The organism is Glycomyces terrestris, assembly GCF_003933745.1.
GTDB lineage: Bacteria > Actinomycetota > Actinomycetes > Mycobacteriales > Micromonosporaceae > Glycomyces > Glycomyces terrestris.
In genome coordinates, this window is sequence record NZ_RSEB01000009.1 from 26,124 (window position 1) to 52,429 (window position 26,306).

At 74.9% G+C, this 26,306-nt stretch carries 22 protein-coding genes; 11 read left to right on the plus strand and 11 right to left on the minus strand.

The window, feature by feature from the left end:
• The first annotated feature begins 3 nt into the window (after positions 1-3).
• Genes EIW28_RS23220 through EIW28_RS23235 form a run of 4 tightly spaced genes read left to right on the plus strand, consistent with a single transcriptional unit; the run spans position 4 to position 5,134 of the window.
• The gene (locus EIW28_RS23220) at positions 4-1,263 is read left to right on the plus strand and encodes an ABC transporter substrate-binding protein (RefSeq protein WP_125250102.1); all 1,260 of its coding nucleotides are present in this window, start codon (positions 4-6) and stop codon (positions 1,261-1,263) included.
• 21 nt (positions 1,264-1,284) lie between these two features.
• Positions 1,285-2,337 carry a phosphotransferase family protein gene (locus EIW28_RS23225; protein ID WP_125250103.1) on the plus strand — a complete coding sequence of 351 codons (1,053 nt, stop codon included), beginning with the start codon at positions 1,285-1,287 and terminating at the stop codon, positions 2,335-2,337.
• The gene (locus tag EIW28_RS23230; protein WP_232014177.1) at positions 2,313-3,554 is read left to right on the plus strand and encodes an acyl-CoA dehydrogenase family protein; all 1,242 of its coding nucleotides are present in this window, start codon (positions 2,313-2,315) and stop codon (positions 3,552-3,554) included. The genes EIW28_RS23225 and EIW28_RS23230 overlap by 25 nt, the downstream gene beginning before the upstream one ends.
• Entirely contained in the window at positions 3,551-5,134 is a 1,584-nt protein-coding gene (locus tag EIW28_RS23235) for an AMP-binding protein (RefSeq protein ID WP_125250104.1), read from the plus strand. Before EIW28_RS23230 ends, EIW28_RS23235 begins: the two co-directional genes overlap by 4 nt.
• On the opposite strand, the gene EIW28_RS23240 is transcribed toward EIW28_RS23235, so the two are convergent.
• A complete protein-coding gene (locus EIW28_RS23240) occupies positions 5,131-5,547 on the minus strand; it encodes an acyl-CoA thioesterase (protein ID WP_232014178.1) in 417 nt (138 codons plus the stop codon). The genes EIW28_RS23235 and EIW28_RS23240 overlap by 4 nt on opposite strands.
• Positions 5,548-5,640: 93 nt before the next feature.
• On the opposite strand from EIW28_RS23240, the gene EIW28_RS23245 reads away from it, so the two are divergent.
• Positions 5,641-6,828 carry an acyl-CoA dehydrogenase family protein gene (locus EIW28_RS23245; RefSeq protein WP_125250106.1) on the plus strand — a complete coding sequence of 396 codons (1,188 nt, stop codon included), beginning with the start codon at positions 5,641-5,643 and terminating at the stop codon, positions 6,826-6,828.
• A 53-nt stretch (positions 6,829-6,881) separates the two neighbouring features.
• Here the strand turns inward: EIW28_RS23245 and EIW28_RS23250 are convergent, their stop codons facing one another.
• From EIW28_RS23250 to EIW28_RS23260, 3 genes are read right to left on the minus strand one after another with little or no spacing between them, the layout of a single operon-like run.
• A complete protein-coding gene (locus tag EIW28_RS23250) occupies positions 6,882-7,343 on the minus strand; it encodes a MaoC family dehydratase (RefSeq protein WP_232014179.1) in 462 nt (153 codons plus the stop codon).
• A complete protein-coding gene (fabG, locus tag EIW28_RS23255; protein ID WP_125250107.1) occupies positions 7,340-8,092 on the minus strand; it encodes a 3-oxoacyl-ACP reductase FabG in 753 nt (250 codons plus the stop codon). Before fabG ends, EIW28_RS23250 begins: the two co-directional genes overlap by 4 nt.
• Before the next feature lie 18 nt (positions 8,093-8,110).
• Positions 8,111-9,199, minus strand: coding sequence for an alcohol dehydrogenase catalytic domain-containing protein (locus EIW28_RS23260; RefSeq protein ID WP_125250108.1), 1,089 nt, complete (start codon positions 9,197-9,199; stop codon positions 8,111-8,113).
• 342 nt (positions 9,200-9,541) lie between these two features.
• Here EIW28_RS23260 and EIW28_RS23265 point away from each other — a divergent pair, with 342 nt between their 5' ends.
• Together EIW28_RS23265 and EIW28_RS23270 are read left to right on the plus strand one after the other, a co-directional pair.
• Complete coding sequence (locus EIW28_RS23265; RefSeq protein ID WP_125250109.1) at positions 9,542-10,177, plus strand: TetR/AcrR family transcriptional regulator; 636 nt, start codon at positions 9,542-9,544, stop codon at positions 10,175-10,177.
• A 39-nt stretch (positions 10,178-10,216) separates the two neighbouring features.
• Complete coding sequence (locus tag EIW28_RS23270) at positions 10,217-12,721, plus strand: MMPL family transporter (RefSeq protein WP_125250110.1); 2,505 nt, start codon at positions 10,217-10,219, stop codon at positions 12,719-12,721.
• Positions 12,722-12,766: 45 nt separating this feature from the next.
• Here the strand turns inward: EIW28_RS23270 and EIW28_RS23275 are convergent, their stop codons facing one another.
• Positions 12,767-13,375 carry a TIGR03086 family metal-binding protein gene (locus tag EIW28_RS23275; protein WP_158630517.1) on the minus strand — a complete coding sequence of 203 codons (609 nt, stop codon included), beginning with the start codon at positions 13,373-13,375 and terminating at the stop codon, positions 12,767-12,769.
• Positions 13,376-13,457: 82 nt separating this feature from the next.
• Between EIW28_RS23275 and EIW28_RS23280 the strand changes: the two genes are divergently transcribed.
• Positions 13,458-13,943, plus strand: coding sequence for a hemerythrin domain-containing protein (locus tag EIW28_RS23280; protein WP_197717439.1), 486 nt, complete (start codon positions 13,458-13,460; stop codon positions 13,941-13,943).
• A gap of 4 nt (positions 13,944-13,947) precedes the next feature.
• Here EIW28_RS23280 and EIW28_RS23285 read toward each other — a convergent pair whose 3' ends face one another.
• Genes EIW28_RS23285 through EIW28_RS23300 form a run of 4 tightly spaced genes read right to left on the minus strand, consistent with a single transcriptional unit; the run spans position 13,948 to position 19,020 of the window.
• Positions 13,948-15,150, minus strand: a complete 1,203-nt coding sequence (locus EIW28_RS23285) for a CHAT domain-containing protein (protein ID WP_232014180.1) — start codon at positions 15,148-15,150, stop codon at positions 13,948-13,950.
• Positions 15,144-16,757 (minus strand): hypothetical protein, encoded by a 1,614-nt coding sequence (locus tag EIW28_RS23290; RefSeq protein WP_125250112.1) that lies wholly within the window; start codon positions 16,755-16,757, stop codon positions 15,144-15,146. The genes EIW28_RS23285 and EIW28_RS23290 overlap by 7 nt, the downstream gene beginning before the upstream one ends.
• Complete coding sequence (locus tag EIW28_RS23295) at positions 16,754-17,770, minus strand: hypothetical protein (protein WP_125250113.1); 1,017 nt, start codon at positions 17,768-17,770, stop codon at positions 16,754-16,756. The genes EIW28_RS23290 and EIW28_RS23295 overlap by 4 nt, the downstream gene beginning before the upstream one ends.
• Complete coding sequence (locus EIW28_RS23300) at positions 17,767-19,020, minus strand: hypothetical protein (RefSeq protein WP_125250114.1); 1,254 nt, start codon at positions 19,018-19,020, stop codon at positions 17,767-17,769. The genes EIW28_RS23295 and EIW28_RS23300 overlap by 4 nt, the downstream gene beginning before the upstream one ends.
• Positions 19,021-19,127: 107 nt before the next feature.
• Between EIW28_RS23300 and EIW28_RS23305 the strand changes: the two genes are divergently transcribed.
• The 3 genes from EIW28_RS23305 (at position 19,128) to EIW28_RS23315 (ending at position 24,284) form a co-directional block, all read left to right on the plus strand.
• Positions 19,128-20,375: a PA2928 family protein gene (locus EIW28_RS23305; protein WP_125250115.1), complete on the plus strand. Its 1,248-nt coding sequence runs from the start codon at positions 19,128-19,130 to the stop codon at positions 20,373-20,375.
• A gap of 142 nt (positions 20,376-20,517) precedes the next feature.
• A complete protein-coding gene (locus EIW28_RS23310; protein WP_125250116.1) occupies positions 20,518-21,309 on the plus strand; it encodes a hypothetical protein in 792 nt (263 codons plus the stop codon).
• Positions 21,310-21,500: 191 nt separating this feature from the next.
• Positions 21,501-24,284: an Hsp70 family protein gene (locus EIW28_RS23315; protein ID WP_125250117.1), complete on the plus strand. Its 2,784-nt coding sequence runs from the start codon at positions 21,501-21,503 to the stop codon at positions 24,282-24,284.
• A gap of 191 nt (positions 24,285-24,475) precedes the next feature.
• On the opposite strand, the gene EIW28_RS23320 is transcribed toward EIW28_RS23315, so the two are convergent.
• Together EIW28_RS23320 and EIW28_RS23325 are read right to left on the minus strand one after the other, a co-directional pair.
• Positions 24,476-25,408, minus strand: coding sequence for an aldo/keto reductase (locus tag EIW28_RS23320; protein WP_125250118.1), 933 nt, complete (start codon positions 25,406-25,408; stop codon positions 24,476-24,478).
• A 17-nt stretch (positions 25,409-25,425) separates the two neighbouring features.
• Positions 25,426-26,286 carry an aldo/keto reductase gene (locus EIW28_RS23325; RefSeq protein WP_125250119.1) on the minus strand — a complete coding sequence of 287 codons (861 nt, stop codon included), beginning with the start codon at positions 26,284-26,286 and terminating at the stop codon, positions 25,426-25,428.
• Between the last annotated feature and the right edge of the window lie 20 nt (positions 26,287-26,306).

The window sequence follows — 26,306 nt, forward strand, 5'->3', positions numbered from 1 at the left end:
GGAATGCGAACCCCCACATCCAAGGCCGCGGCCGCACTCGCCGCGGCGGCGCTCGCGCTGGCCGCGTGCAGCACCCCCGGCGGAGACGAGTCCGTCCCCGGCGTCACCGACGACACCGTCACCATCGGCACCCACCAGCCCCTCACCGGCCCGGCCGCGGCCGGGTACTCCACGATCTCGGCCGCGACCGCCGCGTACTTCGCGTACGTGAACGCCAACGGCGGCATCAACGGCCGCGAGATCGAGTACCTCGTCAAGGACGACGCCTACGACCCGGCCGCCACCCAGACCGCGGTGCGCGAGCTCGTCACCGAGGAGGAGGTCTTCGCGATCGTGAACGGCCTCGGCACCCCCACGCACTCCGCCGTCCTCGACTACCTCGACCAGCAGGGCGTCCCCGACCTGTTCGTCTCCTCCGGGTCGCTCACCTGGAACCAGCCCGACGTCTACGACAACACGTTCGCGTTCAACGCCGACTACGTGACCGAGGGTGCGGCCCTCGCCCAGTACGCCGTCGAGCAGGACCCCGGCGCCGTCGTCTGCGTGCTCGGCCAGGACGACGACTACGGGGAGGGCGTCATCGAGGGCGTCGAGACCGTCGTGGGCTCCAACGAGATCGCCGAGGTCCAGACGTACTCGGTCTCCAGCGAGGACCTCACCGCGCAGCTCGGCGCGATGATGGCGGCCGGGTGCGAGGTCAACGTCCTCGGCACCATCAACGGCTTCACCGCGATGGCCGTGGGCACCGCCGCCCAGATGGAGTGGTTCCCGCGCTGGTACGTCTCGTCCTCCGGCGCCGACTACCCGACCCTCGCCGGCTACCTCGGCGAGGACCTGGCCCCGGTCCTGCTCCAGGGCATGGTCAGCGTCAACTACCTGCCGTTCAGCCCCGGCGGCGAATGGGTGTCCCTGTTCGAGGAGATCAACGCCGAGTACAACGACGGCGCGCCGTTCACCGGGAACACCGTGTTCGGCATGAGCGTCGGCTACCTGTTCTGCGAGGCGCTCGCCGCCGCCGGGGACGACCCCACCCGCGAGTCCCTCGTGGCCGCAGTCGAATCGGGCGACCTCGTCGGCAACGGCATCGTGCCGCTCTCCTACAGCGGCGATGACCACGCCGCCTACCGGGCCGTCGGCGTCACGGTCGTGAACGAGGGCGTCCAGGACTACGTCGGCGCCACCTACGAGGTGTCCGCCGGCCGGGTGACCGCGATCGAACCCAGCCCCGTCCCGCTCGAGAACGAGGGCATCCCGGGCGAGTAGCCCACGGAGAGAAGGAGACCGATGACCGACGTCGAGGACGTGCCGGGACTGGACACCGCCGGGCTCGCCCGCTGGCTCGCCCGCGAGCACCCCGGGCTGGCCGGGGACGGTCCGCTGCGGGCCGCGCTCATCGGCGGCGGCCGCTCGAACCTGACCTACCGGGTCGACGGCGCGAAGACGCCGCTCGTGCTCCGCCGCCCGCCGCTGGGCCACGCCCTGCCGACCGCGCACGACATGCGCCGCGAGCACCGGGTGATCACCGCGCTCCGCGGCACCGTCCCCGTTCCGGCCACAGTGGACGTCGTGGACGACACGGGGCGCGGCGAGGTCACCGGGACCGTCTTCTTCGTCATGGAGCACGTCGACGGGCACGTCCTCGACCACCCCGACCGCAACGCCGAATGGACCCCGGCCGGGCTCCACCGCCTCGGCATCGAGGCCGCCGAGACCCTCGCCGACCTCCACGCCGCCGAGCCCGAGGCGCTCGGGCTCGGCGGCTTCGGCCGGCCCGAGGGGTACCTGGACCGCCAGATGCGCACGTGGCGAAGGCAGCTGGACGCCTCGCGGTCGCGCGGGACCCCCGCCCTCGACGCGCTCGGCGACCGGCTCGCCGCCGCCGTCCCCGCCTCCGGCCGGGCGGGCATCGTCCACGGCGACTACCGCCTCGACAACATGCTCGTCGCCGGCCCGCCCGCGTCGCCCCGCATCGCCGCCGTCCTCGACTGGGAGATGGCCACCCTCGGCGACCCGCTCGTGGATCTCGGCATGCTCGCCATGTACTGGCACATCAGGGAGCTGCCCGGCGGCGAGCACGCCGCCGGGCCGATCGTCCCCGGCGCCGGCTACCCCCGCTTCGACGAGGTCGCCGACGCGTACGCCGCCCGCGCCCGCACCCCGGTCCCGGACCTGCGCTGGTACCGGGCCTTCGCCTGCTACAAGCTCGCCGTCATCCTCGAAGGCGTCCACTACCGGTACACCAGGGGGCAGACCGTCGGCGAGGGATTCGAAGCGATCGGCGCGCTCGTCGCGCCCCTGGCCGAGGAGGGCCTGTGGATTTCCGACCCGACGAGATGACCCGCGCCTTCGCCGACGAGGCCCGCGCCTTCCTGGACGAGCACGTGCTCCCCGCCGAACCCGTGCTCGCCAAGCAGATCGCCGACACGCCCGGCGACTGGACCGTGCGGCCCGTCGTGCGCGACCTCCAGGAGACCGCTCGCGACCGCGGCCTGTGGAACCTGTTCCTGCCGCCCGGCCCGCACGGCCTCGGCGGCGGGCTCTCCAACCTCCGCTACGCGCCCGTCGCCGAACTCACCGGGCACAGCCCCCGCCTCGCGCCCGCGGCCATGAACTGCGCCGCCCCCGACACCGGCAACATGGAGCTCCTCACCCACTTCGGCACGCCCGAGCAGCAGGAGACCTGGCTCGAACCGCTCCTGGAGGCCCGCATCCGCTCCGCGTTCTGCATGACCGAGCCCGCCACCGCCTCCTCCGACGCCTCCCAGATCGCCACCCGGGTCCACCGGGACGGGAGCGAATGGGTCGTCAACGGCCGCAAGTGGTTCGCCACCGGCGCGATGAACCCCGACTGCGCCCTCCTCGTCGTCATGGGGAAGACGGACCCCAGCGGGCCCCGCCACCGGCAGCAGTCCATGGTCCTCGTCCCGCGCGACACCCCCGGCGTCACGATCGTGCGGCCCCTCACCGTGCTCGGCTACGACGACCGCGACCACGGCGGCCACGCCGAGATCCGCTTCGACGACGTCCGCGTCCCCGCCGCGAACCTCCTCGGCGGCGTCGGCGAGGGCTTCGCGATCGCCCAGGCCCGCCTCGGGCCCGGCCGCGTCCACCACTGCATGCGCGCCCTCGGCATGGCCGAGCGCGCCCTCGACCTGGTGCGCGCCAGGGCGAACGCGCGCACCGCCTTCGGCGGCCCGCTCGCCCGGCAGGGCGTCGTCCGCTCCTGGGCCGCCGACGCCCGCGTCGAGATCGAGGCCCTGCGCCTCCTCGTCCTCAAGACCGCCTGGCTCATGGACACCGCCGGGAACCGCGCCGCCATGAAGGAGATCCAGGCCATCAAGGTCGCCGTCCCCCGCGCCGTCCAGCGAATCCTCGACCGCGCGATCCAGCTCTTCGGCGCCGCGGGACTCACCGACGACCACCCGCTCGCCGAGATGTTCGCCGCCGCCCGCGCCCTGCGCCTCGCCGACGGCCCCGACGAAGTCCATGTCGCCGCCCTGGGCAGGGCCGAACTGGCGCTACCCTCATCCACAATGGAAGGAGTTGTGCAATGACGCACCGACCCGACCCCGCCGTCGACGGCCCCGGCCAGGGGACCCTCTCGATCGCGGCGATCCTCGCCGAGACCGCCCGCCGCCGACCCGACGCCCCCGCCCTCCACTTCGCGGGCGCCACCGTCACCTACCGCGACCTGTGGGACCAGACCCGCGCCTACGCCGGGGCGCTCGCCGCCCGCGGCATCGGACCCGGATCGCGCGTCGCGATGATCGTCCCGAACGTCCCCGACTTCCCGCGCGTCTACTACGCGGCCCTCGCCCTCGGCGCGGTCACCGTCCCGATCCACCTGCTGTTCAAGGCCGACGAGATCGCGTTCGTCCTCCAGGACGCCGAGGCCGACCTGCTCGTGGCCGCCGCCCCGCTCCTCGCCGAGGCCGCCCCGGCCGCCGCCCGCGCCGGCGTGCCGCTCACCACCGTGCTCGCCCCCGAGGGCCTGGAGATCGGCGGCCAGGCCGTGCCGCGGCTCGAAGCCGAAGCGGCCCGAGCCGAACCGATCGAGCGGTACCGGTCCGTGAACCCGCTCGACGCCGCCACCGTCCTGTACACCTCCGGCACCACCGGCACCCCGAAGGGCGCGGTCGGCTCCCACCTGGCGATGATCGAGCAGGTCCACTGCGCGCTCATCGACTCCTTCGACGTCCGCCCCGACGACGTCCTCTACGGCGGGCTCCCGTTCTTCCACTCCTTCGGGCAGATGGCCGTCATGAACATCGGCTTCCGGCGCGGCGCCGCGATCATCCTGCTCCCCAAGTTCGACCCCGACGAAGCCCTCGAACTCCTGGTGCGCCACCGCGCGACCGTGTTCACCGCCGTGCCGACGAACTTCGCGCAGCTCGTCGCCGCCGCGCACCGCTCGCCCCGCCGGCCGCCGCTGCGGTACGCGGTCTCCGGCGGCGCCGCCCTGCCGACCGCGCTCCTGGAGGAGTTCGAGCGCGTCTTCGGCGCCCCCGTCCACGAGGGCTACGGCCTCACCGAGACCTCCCCGACCGCGACCTTCAACAACGTCGGCGCCCCGATCCGGCCCGGGACGGTCGGCACCAGCCTGTGGGGCGTGGACGTCGCCGTCGCCGACGCCGAGACCGAGGACCGGATCGCCCTCCTCGGCCCGGACGCCATGGGGGAGATCGTGGTCCGCGGCCACAACCTCATGAAGGGCTACCTCAACCGGCCCGACGCGACCGCCGCCGCCGTCCAGGACGGCTGGTTCCGCACCGGCGACCTCGGCACCGTCGACGCCGACGGCGTCGTGCGCATCGTGGACCGCAAGAAGGACATGATCATCCGCAACGGCTACAACGTGTACCCGACCGAGGTCGAGGCCGTGCTCGCCCGCCACCCGCACGTCTCGATCGGGGCCGTCTTCGGCGTCCCGCACGAGACGCACGGGCAGGAGGTCCACGCCGCCGTCGTCCCCGTCGAGGGCGCCGCGGTCGACGCCGCGGAGGTCGTGGCCTACATGAAGGAGAAGGTCGCGGCCTTCAAGTACCCGCGGGTGGTGCACGTGGTCGAGGAGCTCCCGCTCGGACCGAGCGGGAAGGTCATCAAACGCGAACTCGTGCGGCGGTTCGCGGTCTAGCCGCCGACCGGCAGCTCGGCCTCGACCGCGGCGCGGACCGCCGCGGGCACCGGCACCGGGCGGCGCGAGGCGCGGTCGACGAACACGTGCGTGAACCGCCCCAGCGCGAGCGGGGCGCCCCGGTCCGGGGCGCCCTCGCGCAGGATCGCGAGGTCCCACGTGATCGAGGTGGTCCCGAGGCGGGCCACCGCGACGTCGACCTCCAGGACCTGCGGGAACGCCGCCGACTCCAGGAACTCGCAGGAGGAGGCCCGCGCGAACGCCAGCACGTCCCCGCGCGGGTCGCGGCCCGCGCGGCGCATCATCCACGCGTTCACGGCCGTGTCCATCGCCTCGTAGTACACGGCGTTGTTCATATGGCCGTACTGGTCGTCGTCGTTCCAGCGCAGCGGGAACGGGTGGCGGTAGGTCACGGCGGCTCCTTCGGGCGGTCCACGGGACCGCGGACTCTGCAACATAACGACCGGTCGGTTTCAACGGCCCGGTCCGACCCTACAGGAGGCACGATGCCCGCCACCGCGTCCACCGGACTCGACGCCGACTTCTACTCCTTCCAAGACCTCCTCACCCCGGTCGAGCGCGACGCGGCCCTGCGCCTGCGCGACTTCATGGAGCGCGAGGTCCGCCCCATCGCCGACGACTGCTGGGAGCGCGCCGAGTTCCCGCACCGGCTCGTCCCCGGGATCGCCGCCACCGGCGTCCTCGGCGCCGCCTGGCCCGAGTCGCGCCGCTTCCCCAACCGCGCCCTGTTCCGCGGCTGGGCCGCGCTCGAGATCGCCCGCGTCGACGCCTCCTTCGCCACGTTCGTCGGCGTCACCTCCGGACTCGCCATGGGCGCCATCGCGGTCGGCGGCTCGGCTGAGCAGCGCGAGCGCTGGCTGCCGCCGATGGGCCGCGGCGAGGTGATCGGCGCGTTCGGGCTCACCGAGCCGCTCGCCGGCTCCGACACCGCGCGCGGCCTGCGCACCACCGCGACCCGCCGCGGGGGCACGTGGGTCCTCGACGGCGCGAAGCGCTGGATCGGGAACGCCACGTTCGCCGACATCACCCTGATCTGGGCCAAGGACGTCGACGACGGGCGCGTCAAGGGCTTCATCGTGCCGCAGGGCGCGCCCGGGTTCGCGGCGGTGAAGATCGAGCGGAAGCAGTCGCTGCGCGGCGTCCAGAACGCCGACATCACGCTCACCGGCGTCGAAGTGCCCGAACGGGACCGGCTCCAGCGGGTCGACTCGTTCAAGGACCTCGCGGGCGTCCTCGGCCCGACCCGGATCGGGGTCGCCTGGGAGGCCGTGGGGATCGCGCTCGGCGCGCACGAGGCGGCCGTGCGGTACGCCCGGGAGCGCGAGCAGTTCGGGCGGCCGATCGGCTCGTTCCAGCTGGTGCAGCAGAAGCTCGCCGAGAACCTCGCCGACGTCACGGCCGGCCTCGCGGTGTGCGTGCGCGTCTCGCAGCTGGAGGACGCCGGGACGCGCCGCGACGAGCACGCGGCGATGGCGAAGGCGTTCTGCACCGCCCGCATGAGGGACGTCGTGGCGCGGGCCCGGGCGGTGCTGGGCGGCAACGGCATCCAGCTCGACCACGGCGTGGCCCGGTTCTTCGCCGACGCCGAGGCCGTCTACTCCTACGAGGGCACCTACGACATGAACACCCTGATCGTCGGGCGCGCGATCACCGGCCGCCAGGCGTTCGTCTGAAGCTCCACCGCACCGGAAAGCGGCGCGGGCCCACGAGGCCCGCGCCGCTTCGGCTAGGCGGGCACGTAGAGCGTGATCGTCTCCGCGACGAGCGCGGGCTTCGCGGCGCCCTCGATCTCGACGGTCACGGCGTAGCCGGCGCGCACGCCGCGCGGGGTCGCGTCGGCGGAGGCGAGGCGGACGGCCGCGCGGACGCGGGAGCCGACGGGCACGGGCTGGAGGAACCGCAGCCGGTCCAGGCCGTAGTTGACGGACATCGCGAGGCCGCCGATCGCGATGAGGTCCTTGAGGAGTCCGGGCAGGAGCGACAGGGTGAGGTAGCCGTGGGCGATCGGGGCGCCGAAGGGCCCGGCGGCGGCGCGCTCGGGGTCGGTGTGGATCCACTGGTGGTCGCCGGTGGCGTCGGCGAACGCGTCGACGCGGGCCTGGTCGATCAGGAGCCAGTCGCCGGTCGCCTCGGCGCCGACGAGGTCGGCCAGGGCCTGCGGGGAGGCGGCCTCGATGCGGTCGCTCACGCCTTCGGCCCTCCCGCCACGTACAGGACCTGGCCCGAGATGAACCCGGCGTCCTCGGAGCAGAAGAACGCGACGGCGGCGGCGACGTCCTCGGGCCGGCCGACGCGCCCGACCGGGGCCTCCGCGGCGGCGTGGGCGAGGAAGTCCTCGAAGGGGACGCCGATGCGCTCGGCGGTGGCCCGGGTCATCTCGGTCTCGATGAACCCGGGCGCGACGGCGTTCGCGGTGATCCCGAAGCGGCCCAGCTCGATCGCGAGGGTCTTGGTGAGGCCCTGCATGCCGGCCTTGGCGGCGGCGTAGTTCGCCTGGCCGCGGTTGCCGAGCGCGGAGGTGCTGGAGAGGTTGACGATCCGGCCCCAACCGGACTCCACCATGGACGCCTGGACGGCGCGGCTCATGAGGAACGCGCCGCGCAGGTGGACGCCGAGGACGGCGTCCCAGTCGGCGGCGGTCATCTTGAACAGCAGGTTGTCGCGGAGGATGCCGGCGTTGTTGACGAGGATCTGCGGCGGGCCGAGCTCGGCGGCGACGCGTTCGACCGCGGCCGCGGCGGCGTCCTCGTCGGCGACGTCGGCGGCGACGGCCACGGCCCGGCCGCCCGCGGCGGTGATCGCGTCGGCGGTCGCGCGGGCCTGCTCCTCGACGAGGTCGAGGACGGCGACGGCGTGCCCGTCGGCGGCGAGGCGGCGGGCCGTGGCGGCCCCGATGCCGCGCGCGGCGCCGGTGACGATGGCGGTCCTTGCGGTCATTGGTTGGGTCCCTTCGGTTCAGAACACGATGAGCTGGCGCAGGGCCTCGCCGGCGGCGAGGCGGTCCAGGGCCTGCGGGAGGCCGTCGAGGGCGATGCGGTCGGAGACGAGCCGGTCGAGCGGGAGCCGCCCGGCGCGCCACAGGTCGGCGTAGCGGGGGACGTCGTGGCCCGGGACGGCCGAGCCGAGGTAGGAGCCGACGACGGTGCGGGCCTCGGCGGTCAGGCGCAGCGGCGCGATCGACGCGCGCGCGTCCGGGTGCGGGAGGCCGACGGTGACGGTGGTGCCGCCGGGCGCGGTGAGCGCGAACGCGGTCTCGAAGGCCCGGGCCGATCCGGCGGCCTCGACCACGACCGGGGCGCGCAGGTCCGCGGCGTCCCCGGGGGTGCGGGCCTCGGCGCCGAGCGAGCGCGCGAGGTCGAGCTTCGCGGGCACGGTGTCGACGCCGATCACGGGGTGGCCCAAGGCGGTCGCGACGAGGAGCGCGGCCATGCCGACGCCGCCGAGGCCGACGATCGCGACCGGCTCGCCCTCGCGGGGCCGGCCCGCGTTGACGACCGCGCCGCCGCCGGTGAGCACCGCGCAGCCGAGGAGCGCGGCGATGCCGGGCGGCACGTCGTCCTCCACGGGCACCACCGACGCCTCGGCGACCACCGCGTGCGTGGCGAAGGCGCTGACGCCGAGGTGGTGGGCGACGGGCTCCCCGCTGCGGCTGAGGCGGACCGCGCCGCCGACGAGGGTCCCGGCGGCGTTCGCGGCGCCGCCGACCGCGCACGGCAGCCGCCCGCCCGTGCCGCATCCCGCGCAGCGCCCGCAGCGGGGCAGGAACGTCATGACGACCCGGCGCCCGATCGCGGTCGCGGCGCCGGGCCCGGCGGCCTCCACGATCCCGGCGGCCTCGTGGCCCAGGAGCATCGGCACCGGGCGCGCCCGGCTGCCGTCGACCACCGACAGGTCGGAGTGGCACAGGCCCGCGGCCTCGATCCGGACCAGCAGCTCGCCCGGCCCGGGATCATCGAGTTCCAAGGGGCCCAAGGTGATCGGCGCGGACTCGGCATAGGGCGCGGGCGCGCCGCAGCGCTCCAGCACCGCTCCGGTGATCTCCACGGCCGACCTCCTCGTCGTTGCAGGTCCGGCCGCCGTCGCCGAGGCGCGCGGCGGACCGTGCGCTCAGCATACCGACTGGACGGTTTGTAGTGCTAGTCCGGTCCCTCGTCCGCCTGGAAGGCCTCGCCGTCGTCCGGCCCGGCGGCGCTCGGGCACGTCGTCCGCAGCGCGGGCCCGGTCAGGCCCTTCGTCAACCGACGCCCTCCGCGTCGCACCGTGGCCGCCATGGATGCCTTCCGCGCACCGATGCCGGCCCCGCCCACCGAGCGGCGGTCCCCCAGCCCTGTGGCGGTCTCCACAGAAGGATGCACTCAGTGCATCGTTGCATCTAGTGTAGGCGGCATGGCCGAAGCCACCGCACCCGTCGACCGCCGCGCCGCCCTCAAGGCCAAGAGCCGCCGCGCGATCCTCGACGCCGCCGCGGCCCTCATGCACGAGCGCCGCGGCACCGGGTTCTCCGTGGACGAGCTCGCCGCGGCCGCCGACGTCTCCCGGCGCACCGTCTTCAACCACTTCGCCTCCCTCGAGGACGTCGTCACCGAGGTCGCCGGCCACATGCTCGTGGACGTCGTCGACCGCATGTCCGCCGAGGCCGCCAGCGCCGCGCGCGTGCCCGGCGGCGTCCTCGCCGACCTCGTCGCCACCGCCTCCGGCGACCGCCTCGTCCCCGTCGTCGTCGAGCTCTTCGAGATCCTCGGCGGCCGCGACGCCGAGTCCGGCGACCGCGAGGCGTTCCTCATGCAGCGCGCCTTCAACCTCTTCACCGAGCGCATGACCGCGGCCATGGCCGGCCGCCACCCCGACGCCGACGCCCTCGCGGTGCGCCTCCTCGTCGCCGCCTTCTGCGGCGGCCTCCTCGGCTTCGTCCACCTGTGGATCGAGGAGACCGCCGCCGCCGACACCCCCGCGTCCCGGCGCGCCTGGGACGGCTTCGTCGGCCGCGTCGCCGCCGTCCTGCGCGAGCCCGGCGGCGCCTGAGCACCGAACACCCGCACACCGTCTGATCAGGAGACCACCTTGGCCGAGTTCCTCTACCGCGTCGGGCGCTGGTGCGCCCGCTGCGCCACGACCGTCATCGCCGCCTGGGCGCTCGTCCTCGCGGCCGCCGCGGCCGCGTTCGTCCTCTTCGGAGGCGCGTTCGCCACCACGCTCTCGATCCCCGGCACCCCGACCGAGGAGGTCACCGACCACCTCGCCGAGGCGCTCCCCGAAGCCTCCGGCGGCACCGGCAGCATCGTCCTCGCCACCGAGGACGGCGAGCCGTTCACCGCCGAGCAGCAGGCCGCGATCTCGGCCCTCATCGCCGACGCGGGCGACGTCGACGGCGTCGCCGCCGTGGTCGACCCCTTCGCCACCGAGGCGCAGCGCGACGAGCAGCAGGCCCAGATCGACCAGGGCCGCAGCGAGATCGAGGCCGGGATCGCCCAGGCCGAGGAGGGCCGCGCCCAGATCGAGGCCGCCCGCGCCGACCTGGAGGCGTCCCGGGCCGAGCTCGACGCCGCCCGCGAGCAGTTCGGCGACTCCGCCGAGCTCGACGCCCAGCAGGCGCAGATCGACGCCGGCCTCGCCGAACTCGACGCGCAGCAGGCCGCACTCGACGCCGGCGCCGCCGAGCTCGACGCCCAGGCCCTCGCCTTGGAGCAGGGCGCGACCCTCCTGGAGCTCGCCGCCGACGCCGGCGTCGTCTCCGCCGACGGCTCCGCCGCCATCGTCACCGTCTCCTTCGAGGAGACCCAGATGGAGGTCACGCCCGAGACCAAGGCCGACGTGCGCGAGGTCTTCGAGGACGCCCCCGTGGACGGCGTGGAGGTCGACTACTCCTCCGAGATGCAGGACTCCGTGCCGCAGATCGCGGGCGTCAGCGAGGTCATCGGCCTCGTCGTCGCCGGCGTCGTCCTCGTCCTCATGCTCGGCACCGTCGTCGGCGCCGTCCTGCCGCTCGTGACCGCCCTGGTCGCCGTCGGCATCGGCGCCCTCGCCAGCATGTCCCTGTCCGGCGCGGTCGAGATGACCTCCGTGACCCCGATCCTCGGGCTCATGCTCGGCCTCGCGGTCGGCATCGACTACTCGCTGTTCATCGTCAACCGCCACCGCCGCCAGCTCAAGGACGGCTACGACGTCGACGAGTCCATCGCGCTCGCCACCGGCACCTCCGGCAACGCCGTCGTCTTCGCCGGCGCGACCGTGCTGATCGCCCTGGTGGCCTTGAACATCACCGGCATCCCGTTCCTCGGCCTCATGGGCTCGATCGGCGCGTTCTGCATCGCGGTCGCCGTCCTCGTCGCCATCACGCTCATCCCGGCCCTGCTGCGCCTCACCGGGCTCAGGATCCTCAGCCGGCGCGAGCGCGCCGCCCGCGAGTCGCACGAGTCCCGCGAGCGCCGGCCCGACCCGCGGCCGATGCACACCGGCCGCGCCGTCCTGCGCGTCCTCGTGGGCCTCGGCGCGCTCGTGGCCGTCGCGCTCCCCGCGATGGACCTGCGGCTCAACCTTCCCGACGGCTCCTCCGAGCAGCACGACACCACGCAGTACCAGGCGTACGCGACGATCGCCGAGCGCTTCGGCGAGGGCCAGAACGGGTCCCTGCTCGTGGTCGCCGACCTCGACGAGGCCCCCGACGAGGCCGCCTCGCTCGCCGCGCAGGTCGCCGTCGCGGAGGCCGTCGCGGGCGAGGACGACGTGGTCGCCGTCGCGCCCATCGGCGCCTCCGAGGACGGCACGACCATGGCGTTCCAGGTGATCCCGGCCGAAGGGCCCACCAGCGAGTCCACGCAGGAGCTCGTGCACGACCTGCGCGGCCTCACCGTCGACGGCGTCGCGGACATCGGCGTCGCCGGCTCCGCCAGCGGCAACATCGACATCTCCGAGATCCTCGCCGACGCGCTCCCGGTCTACCTCGCGGTCGTCGTGGGCCTGTCGCTGATCATCCTGATCCTGGTGTTCCGCTCGATCCTCGTGCCGGTCCTCGCGACACTGGGCTTCATCCTCAGCTACTTCGCGGCCCTCGGCGGCGTCGTCGCGATCTACCAGTGGGGCTGGCTCGCCGACGTCTTCGGCGTCGACACGCCCGGCCCGATCCTGAACTTCCTGCCGACGCTCCTGGTCGGCATCCTGTTCGGGCTCGCCATGGACTACATGCTGTTCATCGGCTCGGGGATGCGCGAGGCGTACGCGCACGGCGCGCCGGCCCGACAGTCGGTCGTCCTCGGCGTGCGCGCCGGCCGCTCGGTGGTCACCGCCGCCGCGATCATCATGACGGCGGTCTTCGGCGGGTTCGTGTTCTCCCACTCGACGATGATCCGGCCCATCGGGTTCGCGCTCGCGTTCGGCGTGCTCGTGGACGCGTTCCTGGTGCGGATGCTCATCATCCCGGCGCTCATGCACCTCGTGGGCGACAAGGCGTGGTGGCTGCCGAAGTGGCTCGACCGCGTCCTCCCCGACGTCGACGTGGAGGGCGCGGCGCTCGAACGGCGCCACCCGCACGTGGAGCACGCGGAGGACGCCGAGGCGGCGAAGGGCTAGCCGCCCGGGCCGGGTCCCCGCCGGGGTCCGGCCCGCTCCGCTCCGCTAGGCCCCGTCGCCCTCGGGCGAGGGGGCCTTCCAGTTCGGGTCGCGGCCGAGCACCGCCAGCACCTGCTCCATGGGCCCGGAGTCAGGGACCTGCATGACGGCGGGGGCGAACGGCGCGTACGGCCCGGTGCGGGCCGGGCCCGTCAGCGGCACCTCGAACGCCAAGGGCAGCACGGCTTGCAGCAGCGCGTCCTCGAAGACGGGCGGCCGCCCGATGGACACGCCGACGTCCCACGAGTGGACGACGTAGTCGATGAAGTGGAACCCGATCGCGGTCCCGCCGGGCACCCGCACCTCCTGGTCGGCCCCGGCCAGGAGCGGCCACTCCCGCTCGGCGGCGCCCTCGGCGGCGAACGCCGCCACGACCTCCGCGGCCGAGTCCGCGAACGCCCGCGGGGTCGACGGCACCTCGGCCCACCGGCCCGGGTCGAACGCCTCCCCGCGCGCGGCCGCGGCGAACCCGAGGTTCTGCGCGGTCATGTGGGCGAGCAGCCGCCCGAGGTCCCACCCCGCGCACGGGGTGGCGAGGTCGAAGCGCTCGACCCGGTCGACGAGGTCCACGGCGGTCGCCATGGCCGTGCGGTGAAACGCGAGGAGTTCGGTCATGATCGGGATCATAGGACCCCCGCGCCGGGGCCGGTAGGATGCCGGTCGGCGCCCCCGCCCCCGCCCCCGCGGGCGGGACGCCGTGTCCCCGAAGGAGTCAGACATCAGTTCCGAGACCGACCGCCTGGTCGCGTTCAGCACCCAGCTCCGCACCGTCCACCAGCGCCTCCGACAAGCCCTCGACCTCGCCCGCCGCTCCGTCGACGGCGAGTTCGAGGAGGCGGGGCGCGACCTCCTCGTCTACTGCCGCGGCTTCTGCGCCGCCCTGAGCGGCCACCACCGCAGCGAGGACCGGGGCCTCTTCCCCGAGATCACCGCCGCCCATCCCCAGCTCGCGCCCGTCATCGCCAACCTCGTGCGCGACCACAACATGCTCGAGCACCTCCTCGGCGACTTCGCCGCCGCCATCGACGCCGGCGCCGACGCCGACGCCCTCCACCGCCACCTCGACGGCATCGGCGCGGTCATGGAGACCCACTTCGGCTACGAGGAGCGCCAGCTCCTCACCGTCCTCGACACCCTCGCGCTCTCCGAGGACCGGAAGGCGCTCCTGGGCGACCTCGCCTAGAGGCTCAGCCGAAGGCGGTCGCGAAGGCGGCCCAGATCACGGGGCCGTCCTCGGGGCGGCCCTCGGCCTCCCAGGCCGCGGCCTTGGCCCGCTGCCAGGCGTTCAGGGCGGCGACGGGGTCGGGGGCGTCGTGGGCGGCGTTCACCGCGGCGACCGCCTCGGGCAGGAGCGGGGGCGTCGGCGCGGCGGCGAAGCGGCGCAGGCCCTCGTCGGTGGGCAGGGTCCAGCGGGTGGCGGTGACGTAGCGGGCGCCGGTGTGGAGGGCGGCCGCGACCAGGCCGACCGGTTCGGCGAAGCGCACCTCGCCGCCGCTCTCGCAGGCGATGAGCGCCACCCGGTTCGGCATCGTCCACGCGGCCGGCGCGTCCGGGCGGTGGCCGAGGAGGACGTCGGCGGCCGTGAGCGGCCGGTGGCCGTGCACCACGGCGGCCCGGCCGGTCGTCCCGGGTCCGCAGCTCAGGTGGAGGCGGGCGTCCAGGCCGTGCTTCGCGGTCGTCACGTGGCCGACGTACAGGAGGCGCGAGGCGTCCGCGAGGAGCGGTTCGAGCCGGTCGCGGTCGATGTCGGCGCGGCGGAACGGCGGCCCGGGAGGAGCGAGGCGGGGGCCGAGCCCGTCGACCATCGTCCGCAGTGGAGAGTCGGCCGGGACCTCGCCGAGGACCGAGCCGAGGTCCCGGCCCGCGCCCGGGACCCGCGGGTCCAGGACCGCGACCACCGGGCCGTCCGGGCGCCACGCGGACCGGCGCCGCTCGGGCGCGTTGCGGACCGTCGCCGGGGGCAGGACCGAGAGGTCGGCGCTCGTCACGAAGCGCTCGCCCTCGTCCACCCGCAATGCCTCCCAAGGCACTTGGGCGGTCGAGAGGGACGGCTGGATGCGGACGTGCGGGTGGCGGCCCGCCTCCAGGTGCGCGTTCAGCTCCTGCGCGAGCCGGTGGGGGATGAGCGCGCTCGCGAGCGCCGTCGCGAGCCCCGCTTCGCGTTCGCGGTCGACCAGGGGCCCGCGCAGGGCGCGTTCCAGGGCCTGCTCGACGGTCTCGCCCGGCAGCGGCGTCGGCAGGGCCTGGGCGAGCGCTTCGAGGGCGGGCAGCACGCGGCCGGCCTCGACCATGATGTTCTGGATCGCGCCGAGGTCGTGCTCCCAGCGCCACGAGTAGTAGAGCCCGTCGGCGTCGACGAGCTTGAGCTGCACGGTCGGCCGGTCTACCACGTGTCGATCACCTCGTCGGAGCGGATGCGGAACCCGTAGCGCCGCTCGGTCTCCTGGATCCACGGCTCCAGTTGCGATGCGCGCCAGGGGTTCACGCGCAGCCGCGGCGGCAGCGCGAAGCGCACCGCCGGGAAGTCGCCCGAGGCGCCGGTGACCAGTGCCGAGGCCGTGAACGACAGGACCTCGCCCTCGCTCGGCGCCGGCGGGGGCGGCTCCGGCGGCTCCGGGACCGCCGCGACGTCGACCGGGGCCGCGGCGTGCAGGGCGACGGTGGCGCTCATGTGCTCGAGGAGCTCCGACACGAGCGCGCCGATGCCGAGGGCCGTGGCGAGGCTCAGCGCGTGCGCCATGGCCGGGACCGCGACCGTGGCCGCCCACTGCTCGCGGGCGCGGCCGGGGGCGAAGCCGTGGCGGATCGCGTCGGCGGCGAGGGCGGCCGGGACGGCGAGGTCGAAGGCGAAGCCGAGGTACCGGGCCTGCTCGTCGGGGTCGGTGGCGAGCTGGGCGCGGTGCGTGGCGGCGAAGGCGCGGCGCTGGTCGATGCGGGTGAGGTGGTAGACCGCCCCGGCCGCCTCGTACACGCGCCACGCCTCCAGGTGCGCCTCCTCGGCGGCGTCGAAGTCGCCGTCGCCGGCGAGCATGTCGCCTTGCAGCGCCAGGGCTTCGGCGAGCATCGCGGCGTGGCCCGCCTCGCGCAGGGCGGCGACGGCCCGGGGGAGGAGCTCGCGCGCGAGCGCGGTGTCGCCGGCCTCGTGCGCGGCGGTGGCGCGGGCGAAGCGCAGTTCGGCGGCGCGCAGCGGCTGCTCGATCCCGTCGAGGGCCCGTTCGGCGGCGGCGAGGAGGCGGCCGCCCTCCTCGAGGTCGCCCGCGCGCATGGCGACGCGCCCCTGGTTCGCGATCGCGAGTGCGGCCGCGGGCGCGTCGCCGGCCGCGGTGTGGATCTGCTCAGCCAGGCGCAGGTGGGCCATCGCGGCGTCGAGTTCGTTGCGCACCTGGTAGATCAGCGCGAGGTTGGAGTGCGGGTGCCCGGTCAGGCGCGGGTCGTGGGCGGCGGCGAGTTCGAGGGCGCGGTGGACGGCGGCCTCGGCCTCCTCCCAGCGTTCGAGGTCGATGAGGACGACGCTGCGGGAGTTGGCGATCGAGACCCGCAGGTACGCCTCGTCGGCGCTGTCGCCGCCGGTGATCGCCGCGGCGGCGTCGAGGTCGGCGAGGGCCTCGTCGTGGCGGCCGAGGAGCTGGAACGTCTGCGACCGGTTCACCAGCAGCGAGGCCCGGACCGCGACCGTGCCGTACCGGTCGCCGGCCTCCGCCTGGGCGGCGTCGCAGGCGGCGAGCGCCTCCTCGGTGAGCTCCAGGACGCGGCCGGGCTCGCCCTGGCTCTCGGCGAGGGCCGCGAGGTTGCCGAGGGCCCTGGCGCGGCCGTCGAGGCCCGCGGCGTCCACGTCCGCGACGCGGGTCAGCGCGATCGCCTCGTGGAGCTTCGCGGCGGCTTCACCGCTGCGGCCCTGGAGGACGAGTTTCGCGGCGGCGTTGTTCAGCTCCCGCATCGCGGCCCACCGGGGGCCGCTGGACTCCTTGCCGTAGACGCCGAGCGTGTCGCGGTTCATGCCGCCGCCCGTTCGGTGAGCGTCGCGTCCTCGGCGGTGAGGCGGCCGCGGGCGAACGCGATGAGCGCGGCACGCCGCTCGGCCTCGCCGGCGTCCGCGGTCGGGAGCGCGAACCACGGCGCGGACACCTGGACGCCGCCGTCGAGGTGCAGCGCGACGTCGGGTCCGGCGGTCGCCTCACCGGTGAACGCGCCCGAGCCCGCGTCGAGGCGCAGCGGGATCTCGACGGCGCCGAAGCGGGCGGTCAGGTCGGCGGGCCTGGCCTCGGGCGCGGCCGGGGCGGTCACCGTGACGATCCAGGCGCCCTCGCGCTGCGTGAGCCGCCAGGTCGCCTCACCCGCGGCGTCGAGGAGGCCGGGCGGCACCGCGGCCCAGTCGATCGGGCCGGCGCCGCTCGCGAGCGGCGGCTCCGCCGCGGTGCCGCCCGCGGCGAGGGCCCAGTCCTCCCGCTTGGGGGAGAAGGCGTTCCGGAGTGCGACGCCGTAGGTCTCGGCGAGGTCGGCGAGCCGCTCCCGGAGCGCGGCCACCGGCGCGGCGAGGTCCCCGCCGGTCGGCAGCGCGCCGAGGTCGACGCCCGCGAGCGCGCGCTCGACGGCCTCCTCGTCGTCCAGGAGATGGTCGAGTGCGGCGGTGCGCCAAGCGGTCTCGGCCCGCAGGAGCCCCTGCGGGAGGGCCGGGACGGCCGCCGCGTGGGACGCGGGCCACCAGGCGGCGGCCCAGTGGAGGTGGGCGAGGTCGCGGGCCGCCGCGAGGACGGGCGAGTCCCATTCGGCCGCGGCGGTGTCGGCGCCGTCGAGGATCGCGGCTGCGGCGTCGGGGCCGTACACCTCCCACAGCCAGTCGGCGGCGAGCGCCGGGTCCCACACGTCCGCGGCCGGGTGGGCGCGGCGGTCGAGCTGGTCCCAGGCGAGCAGCGCCCCGCGGGCCTCCACCAGGGCCGTCTGCTCCGGGGCGGACGGCAAGGCGCCCACCAGGATGCGGCCGGGTTCGCGGGTGACGGGGAGCTCGGTCATTCGGGGGCTCCCGCGCGTTCGAGGCGGCGCCGGAGGCGGTCGCGCTGGTCCATGACGACCGAGCGCAGCGACCCGTCGAGGAGGTCCCACACCTCGTCGGCCGCGGTCGGCTCGCCGCGCAGCTCGCGGCCGTGGAGGCGCGCCCACAGGCGCCGCAGGTAGGCGCGGCGGGTGCCGCGCACCTCGTCGCCGTCCTCGCGCGGGAGGCGCATGACGCGGTGCACATAGGACTCGCGTCGCCAGCGGCTGAGCAGGCGGGCGTTGGCGTCCGAGGCGGGCTCGGCCGCGTCGGCGCCGAGCCCGGCGCTGGCGTCGCGGCCCAGGGCCATCGCGACGCGGCTCGGCTCCTCGGCGAGCTGCCAGGGCGCGGCCGAGCGGCGGATCTCGCCGGTCACCAGCGACGGGATGTCGGCCATCGCCTCGCGCTGGAACCAGGTGGTGAACGCCGCGAACAGTCGCTCCATGATGGACCGGTCGAAGGGCCTGGGCAGGTCGCGCTTCGAGGCGCGGTCGCCGAGTTCGGGAGCCGCGGGCCGGTCGCGGGCGGTGAGGCCGTAGCCGGCGGCGACGCCGACGCGGTCGAGTTCGGCGGCCTCGGCGGTCCCGACCGCCGTGTCCGCCAGCGCCTTCCACAGGCGCGGGTCGGGGGCGGCCGCGCAGTCGGCGAGGAACGCGGCGAGCCCGGGGTCCGGTCCGGCGGCGGGCGCCTCGGGCCGGTCCGCCCACGCCTCGCGCAGCAGCCCGGCGAGTTCGGCGGTCCGCTCGGGATCGGTCAGGAAGCGCCGCAGGCCTTCCACGGAGACCTCGCCGCGTTCGGCGTGGACGTCGGCCACGGTCGCGGCCGCGATCGCGGCCGCGTCGGGGAGCGCGCCCGGGTCGCCGTGCAGGTGCGCGAGTTCGAAGCAGCGCTGGAAGTACAGGTCCTGCGGGTGGCCCTCGGTGATCCCGGCGCGGCGGCGGGCCCGCTTGACGAGCTGGAACCACGCGGCCGTCGCGGCGAGGGCCGGGCCGGCGTCGAGGATCGCCCGGCGCAGCGCGTCGACGTGCTCGATCGCGACGACGCCGCCGGAGAAGCGCGGGTTCTGGGCCGGGCGCAGCACGAGCGGGTCGAGCAGGAGCTTCACGGTGCGCGCGAGCGGCCGCCCGGAAGCGTTGCTCAAGGGCGCCACGGCGTCGCCGAGCTGGGACCAGGCGTCGGCGACGAGCAGGCCCCGCGGGACGGCCGCCGAGGCCGCGAGGCCATGGACCATGCCGCGAATTCTAGTCGGGCCGGTCGAACCGCGGGGAAACCTGTGATCGGTAGGGGCCCGCGCGGGGCGACGCTGAGGGCGTCGACCACCCCAGGAAGGAGGCCCCGGTGTTCCACGACTTCCGCCCGGCGGGCCCGCTCCCGGCGCACACCGCGCCGGTCCGGTCCCCGTACGGCACGCCGGACCGCCCGCTCACGCCGAAGCCGCGCCGCGGCGGCCTCGGCCTCCTCCCCGGCATGCTCCTCATGTCCGTGGGCATCGGCGCCACCGCGATCATCGGCGAGCACCTCACCGCGCCCGCGCCGGACGTCATGCTCCGCACCGGCATCGCGTTCTCCGCGGACGGGCTCGTGCTCGTTCCCTACGACCGCAACGGCCCCGGCGGCCTCATCGCCGAGGCCGTGGGCGACGCGCACGCCGCCCGCCTCGCCGCCGTCGACCTCGCCTCGGGCGAGACGCGCTGGGACGTGCAGCTCGCCGGCGAGCTCGAATGGGACGCGGCCGCCGTCGCCGCGGGCGAGGAGTACTCCTATGTCGCCACCGAGGACGGGCTCCAGATCCGCGACCTCGACGACGGCTCGCTCGTCACCGCGAGCGGCGCCGTGCCGGGCCTCGAAGGAGCCGGAACCGGCACGGCCGCATACGGATTCGATCCCGCCGCGGGCGTCGTCGCGCTCGACGCCGACGGCGGCCTCCACACGATCGCCCTCGACGCGCTCACCGCGGCCCCCGCCGATCCGGCCGTCGCCGAGGCGTGGACGGGCCGCCTCGTCGCCGAAGGCGCGTCCCCTCAGCTCGGCGGCACCACCTCGACCGAGGCGGCGATCGGCGAGGAAGGCACCCTGCGGATCGAGCCGACCGCCGAGGACGCGCTCGGCGGGAGCCTCGTCCTCGAAGCCGGCGGCGACCGGCGCGCGCTCGGCACCCGCGTCTACTACGGGGCCGGGATCGTCCTCGACCAGAGCGCGGGCGCCACGACCTGGGAGATCGACGTCGAGGAGCTCATCGAAGGCGTCCTCGAGGACCCGACCGCCGCCGTCGACCTCGCCTTCCCCGGCGGGACCGCCGCGGGCGCCGCGACCGGGCACGCGCTCATCGAGCACCGCACCGAGCCCGGCGCCGAGGACGTCGCGCTCACCGTCGTCGACCTCGCCACGGGGCAGGCCACCGCGTCGCTCACCACCGCGGACCACTTGGGCCGCAGCATGACCGCGCCGAGCGGCCACACCGTCGTCATCGCCGCCCCGGAGGACGGGGTCTTCCACAGCGACCTCGTCATCGTCGCCCCCGACGGCTCGATCGACCGCGCCGTCTTCGGCGGCCTCGACCTCCTCGGCGAGCCCGACCTCGACTGAGCCGCACCGCCGCGGCCGCGACCGAACCGCGCCGCAACCGTCCCGCGACCGCGACCGCGGCCGCCGCCCGAAACCTGTGACCGGTAGCCGCCGGTCCGCCCCGAGACTCAAGCAGAACCCGACCCCCGAAAGGAACACCGCCATGTTCAAGCTCATCAACATCACCGTCCTCGTCGCCGGCCTCGCCGCCACGGCCATGTTCGTCCTCACCGGACTCTCCGGCGACGACCCGACCGCGTGGGTGAACGGCTGGATGGCCGGCCCGATCGTCCTCGTGTCCGTCCTGCCGTTCCTCGGCATGATGAGCCGCCTCGCCGACGGCCCCCTCCGGGAGCTGAAGGGCATGGTCGCCAAGGGCTTCGAGGGCGCGCCGCTCGCGATCGGCACCGTCGTCCAGGTCTCCCGCACCGGCCTCACCGTCAACGACCAGCCGCAGCTGGAGATCCTCTTCGACGTCGACACCCCCGACGGCCAGTCGTTCCGGGCCGTCGCCCGCAACCTCGTCGACCTCACCGAGCTCGCCGCCGTCGTCCCCGGCGCGATGCTCCCGGTCCGCTACCGGCCCGGCAGCACCGACGGCCGCGTCGTCATCGCCGTGGACGCCCCGCAGGCCGAGATGCAGGCCGCGTTCGACCGGGTCCGCCTCGCGAAGGGCCTGGTCACGCCCCGGCAGCTCCAGATCGCCGAGCAGGGCGTCGACGGCCGCGCCGTCGTCCTCGCGCTCGCCCCGACCGGCGAGATCCAGGGCGACCGGGCCGTCATGGACCTCGACCTGCGCATCACCCGCGCCGACGGCTCCGTGTTCGACCTCAAGCAGCGCAAGCCGATGGACGCGAGCGCCGTCCCCCAGGTCCAGCCCGGCATGGTCGTGCGGGTGCGGTACCTGCCCCACGACGAGTCCGAAGTGGTCATCCTGACCGCGGTCGCCCCCTGACCGCCCGCCCGTGCCGGACCCGCCGCGAAGACGGGTCCGGTACGGGCGGAAACGCCCGTTCCCTGCGTCCCGACCAGTGCCACCGCACCGCCGCAGGGCGGGCCCTGTCAGGGCTCCCGGGTATCCTCGCGGGAGTCCGGCACCCCCGCCGCGCCCCATCGTGGACACCACCCCTCCAGTGAGTAGGACCCGTGCACGCTCCCGTCTGGCTCGCCGTCGACCTCGGCACCACCCACACCGTCGCCGTCATCGGCCGCGGCGGGCAGGAACCCCGGTCGCTCCTCTTCGACGGCTCCCCCCTCCTCGCCTCCGGCGTGTTCCTCGACGCCGAGGGCGGGCTCCACACCGGCCGCGACGCCCAGCGCCTCGCCGCCGCCGACCCCGGCCGGTTCGAACCGCATCCCAAGCGCCGCATCGACGACGGCACCGTCCTCCTCGGCGACCGCGAGACGCCCGTCGAGGAGCTCCTCGCCACCGGCCTGCGCCGCGTCGCCGAAGAGGCCGCCGCCTCCGGCATGCGCCCCACCGACACCGTCCTCACCTGCCCCGCCGACTGGGGCCCGGTGCGCCGCGCCCGGCTGGAGGCCGCCGCGGACCTCGCCGGGATGGGCCCGGTGCGGCTCCTGCCCGAGCCGATCGCGGCCGCCGCCTACTGCGCCGAGGTCCTCGGCCAGGAGATCCCGGTCGGCGGCACCGTCGCCATCTTCGACTTCGGCGGCGGCACCTTCGACACCGCCGTCGTCCGCCGCGACCCCGAGGGCCTGCGCACGCTCGCGTTCGGCGGCCTCGACGACCTCGGCGGCCTCGACATCGACATGGCGCTCGCCGCCCACCTCGGCCGCGTCGTCGCCGGCCGCGACCCGGCCCTGTGGAAGCGCCTGAGCGAACCCGAGACGCCCGCCGACCTGCGCGACCGCCTCGCGTTCTGGGGCGAGGTGCGCGCCGCCAAGGAGATGCTCTCGCGCACCTCCACTGCGCCCGTCGGCCTGCCCGGCAGCGACCCGATGGGCCTGCACCTCACCCGCGACGAGCTCACCAGCCTCGCCGACCCGCTCGTCGCCCGCGCCGTGGACGAGACCCGCCGCACCGTCGAGCGCGCCGGGGTCGACCCCGCCGCGCTCAGCGCGCTCCTGCTCGTCGGCGGCTCCAGCCGCATGCCCCTGGTCGCGACCCGCCTCCACGCCCGCCTCGGCGTCGCCCCGTCCGTGCCCGAGCAGCCCGAACTCCCCGTCGCCTTCGGCGCCCTGAAGCACGCCGCGGCCGGACGCGAAACCGCCCCGCCCCCGACCACTGCGCCCCCCACCACCCCGATCGCGCACGTCACCTACGCGCCCTACCCGGTCCAGAGCCCCGCGGGAAGCCCGCCGCCGCAACCGGTCACGGGACCGCCGAGCCCGCAGGCCCCGCCGCTCGGGCCCTCGCAGCCGACCCCGGCCGGGCCATACCCGCCGCCGGCGCAGACCCCGCACCAGGCCCCGTTCCAGCCGAATGTCCACACAGGACCATTGCCGACCGGGGGCGCGGCCGGGAAGTCGACCCGGCGCTGGGTCGCCGCCTCGATGTTCTCCACCATCGTCACCGCCGTCGTGATCGTCCTCGTCGTCGCGATGAGCCGCGGGAACCTCACCGGCCTGTTCGAGGACCTCACCAGCGGGGACCTCGTCGACGGGCTCACCGGGAACACCGCCACCGAGGGCACCGGCCTCGAACTGGTCCACGAGCAGGCGCTCACGGCCGCCGGCGCGGGCGCCGTCGCGGTCGGCGACGGGATCGCCGTCGTCGCCGACATCGTCGACGGTCAGACCGTCGCCACCGCCTACGACGCGGCCGGCACGACACTGTGGACGCAGCAGTACGACCTGGAGCCCACCGAGACCCACCTCATGGTCGTCGGGAGCGTCCTCGTCATCGACGCCCTCGGCTCGGCCAGCGACGAAGGCCAGAACATGCGCGCCGCCGCGGCCCTCGACACCGGCGAGCTCCTGTGGAAGCAGCCGTGGATCGACCGCAACGACGTCGCGTTCTACGGGACCGACGTCGTAGTCGAGCAGCGCACCGGCTTCGACGACAACGCCGTCATCCGCATCGACCTCACCACCGGCGAGCAGGTGTGGAAGAAGGGCGGGCCCGACGACCTCTTCATCATCGACGAGTACCGCATCCGCGCCGAGCGCGTCTGGAACGACGGCGCGGAGCACCCCGGCACCGCCCCGCCGAACGCGTACTCGCTCTACGACGACCTCGCCGTCGCGAACCGCATCGTGGACCTCGACCCGTACGAGGGCACCGCCGTCGTCCGCGACGCCGCCGACGGCGGCTCGATCACCTCCGGCGACCTGCCCATCGACTCCTACCAGTGGACCGCGTTCGACGGCCTGGCCGTCGGCAAGGTCAGCGACGAGGCCTCCCCGGGCCGCGCCGTGCTCGCCGGGTACTCCCTCGACGACCTCGGCGAGGCCTGGCGCCTCGAGTTCGCCGCCGGCGACGCGATCGTCCAGGTGAAGCCCTGCGGGCAGCACCTCGTCTGCGCCGCGGTCGAGAACACCACGGCCGAGAAGTACGAGACCGTCGCCGTCGACACCCAGACCGGGCAGCAGGCGTGGGCGCTGCCGTCGAACGACTGGTCCGACGACGAGCAGTGGTACGCCACCGCCACCGGCATCGTCCACGGCAGCCAGACGTTCGACACCGTCGACGACGCCCGCGTCGTGGACTTCGAAGGGAAGGACAGCGGTGAGCGGTACGACTCGATCGGCGCGATCCGCAGCGGCCGCGCCGTCGTCCAGCAGGTCGGCGTCAGCATCGGCGCCACCGACTGGGAGGTGTTCGTCCTCGACGTCGCCACCGGCCACCGCACCCCGGTCCAGTCCACCGGCGCCGAACTCCCGAACCACGTGGCGGTCGGCGGCGACCTCGTCGCCGTCCACACCGGCGACGGCCGGGCCCTCGTCCTCGCCGCCTCCGGGCTGGAGTGATCACGCTCCGCGCCGCGAGGCGGCCGGCTTCGGTCGGCGCGGTGATCACGCTCCGCGCCGCGAACCCGCCGCGAGGCGGCCGGCTCGGCGGCGCGCGGACGTGCCGGGCGCGAAACGCCGCAGCGGCGGCTTCCCGGGTCCGCCGACCCGGGAAACCGCCGCCCCCTCTACAGAATCGAGACCAGGCGTCCTTAAGGGACGGTGTATCCGGCGGTGCGGAGCAGCTCGTACCACTCCGGGCGCGTGAGCGGCACGTCCGAGCCCTGCGCGGAGCCGGTGATCCGCTCGATGTCGGTGGTGCCGATGACGACCTGCATCCGCGCCGGGTGGCGGGTGATCCAGGCGACGGCGATCGCGATCGGCGGCACGTCGTACTTCTTCGCGAGCCGGTCGACCACGGCGTTCAGCTCGGGGTAGCGGTCCGAGCCGAGGAACGGGCCGGTGAAGAACCCGGCCTGGAACGGCGACCACGCCTGGACGGTGATGTCGTGGAGGCGGCAGTAGTCGACGATGCCGTCGTCGCGGGCGATCGACTGGTCGAGGTCCTGCATGTTCGCGGCGATGCCCTGCGCGATGAGCGGCGCGTGCGTGATCGACAGCTGCACCTGGTTCGCGACGATCGGCTGGTTCACGTACTTGCGCAGCAGCTCCATCTGGCCCGCGGTGTGGTTCGAGACGCCGAACGCGCGGACCTTCCCGGCCGCGGACAGGTCGTCGAAGGCGCGGGCGACCTCCTCGGGCTCCACGAGCGCGTCGGGCCGGTGGAGCAGCAGGATGTCGATGTAGTCGCTCTCCAGCGCCGCCAGGGACTCGTCCACGGACTCGACGATGTGCTCGTACGAGAAGTCGAAGTACGGGCCGGGGTGCATGATCCCGGTCTTGGTCTGGATGACCAGGCGCTCGCGCTCGGACGGCGTGAGGCGCATGGCCTCGGCGAAGCGGCGCTCGCAGCCGTGCCGGCCGCTGCCGTACAGGTCGGCGTGGTCCACGAAGGTGATCCCGGCGTCGAGGGCCGCGCCGACGATCGCGCGTACCTCCTCGTCGGTCTTCTCCTGGATGCGCATGAGGCCGAGCACCACGTTCGGAGCGGTGATGTCGGTGCCGGGCATGGTGAAGGTCTTCATCGGTGTCCTCTTCGGAGCTATGCGGCGGAGAGCCGGGCGATCTGGTCGGCGGTGAGCTCGAGCCCGGCCGCGCCGGCCGAGTCGCGGATGCTCTCGGGGCGCGAGGCGCCCGGGATCGGGACGACGACGGGCGCGAGCGCGAGCTGCCAGGCCAGCACCACCTGGTAGACGCTGGCCCCGACCTCGGCGGCGACCTCGTCGAACGCGGCGTGGCGGGTGCCGAGCTCGGGGGCGCTCGCGATGCCGCCGAGCGGGCTCCACGGCAGGAACGCGACGCCGAGCTTCGCGCAGTGCTCGAGCTCGCCCTCGCTGGAGCGGAACCGCGGCGAGAACTGGTTCTGCACCGACGCGAGCCGGCCGCCGAGGATGTCGTTCGCTTCGTCGATCTGGGCGACGCTCGCGTTCGAGATGCCCGCGAGCCGGATGACGCCCTCGTCGAGGAGGTCGCGGATCGCGCCGACCGAGTCGGCGTACGGGACCCGCGGGTCGGGGCGGTGGAACTGGTAGAGGCCGATGGCCTCGACGCCGAGGCGCTGCGCGGAGGCCTTCGCGGCCGCCTTGAGGTACTCGGGGCGCCCGTCCTGGGTCCAGGAGCCGTCGCCGGGCCGCAGGTGCCCGCCCTTGGTGGCGACCAGGACCTCGTCGGCCCCCGGCCCGTACTCCTTGAGCGCCTTGGCGATCAGGGACTCGTTGTGGCCGACCTCGTTCGCGTCGCGGTGGTAGGCGTCGGCGGTGTCGATGAGGGTCACACCGGCGTCGAGCGCCGCGTGGATCGTCGCGACCGACCGCGCCTCGTCCGGGCGGCCCTCGATCGACATCGGCATCCCGCCGAGCCCGATCGCCGAGACCTGCCGGTCCCCGATGGTGCGCTGCTGCATTCGTGCACTCCCTACGGCTG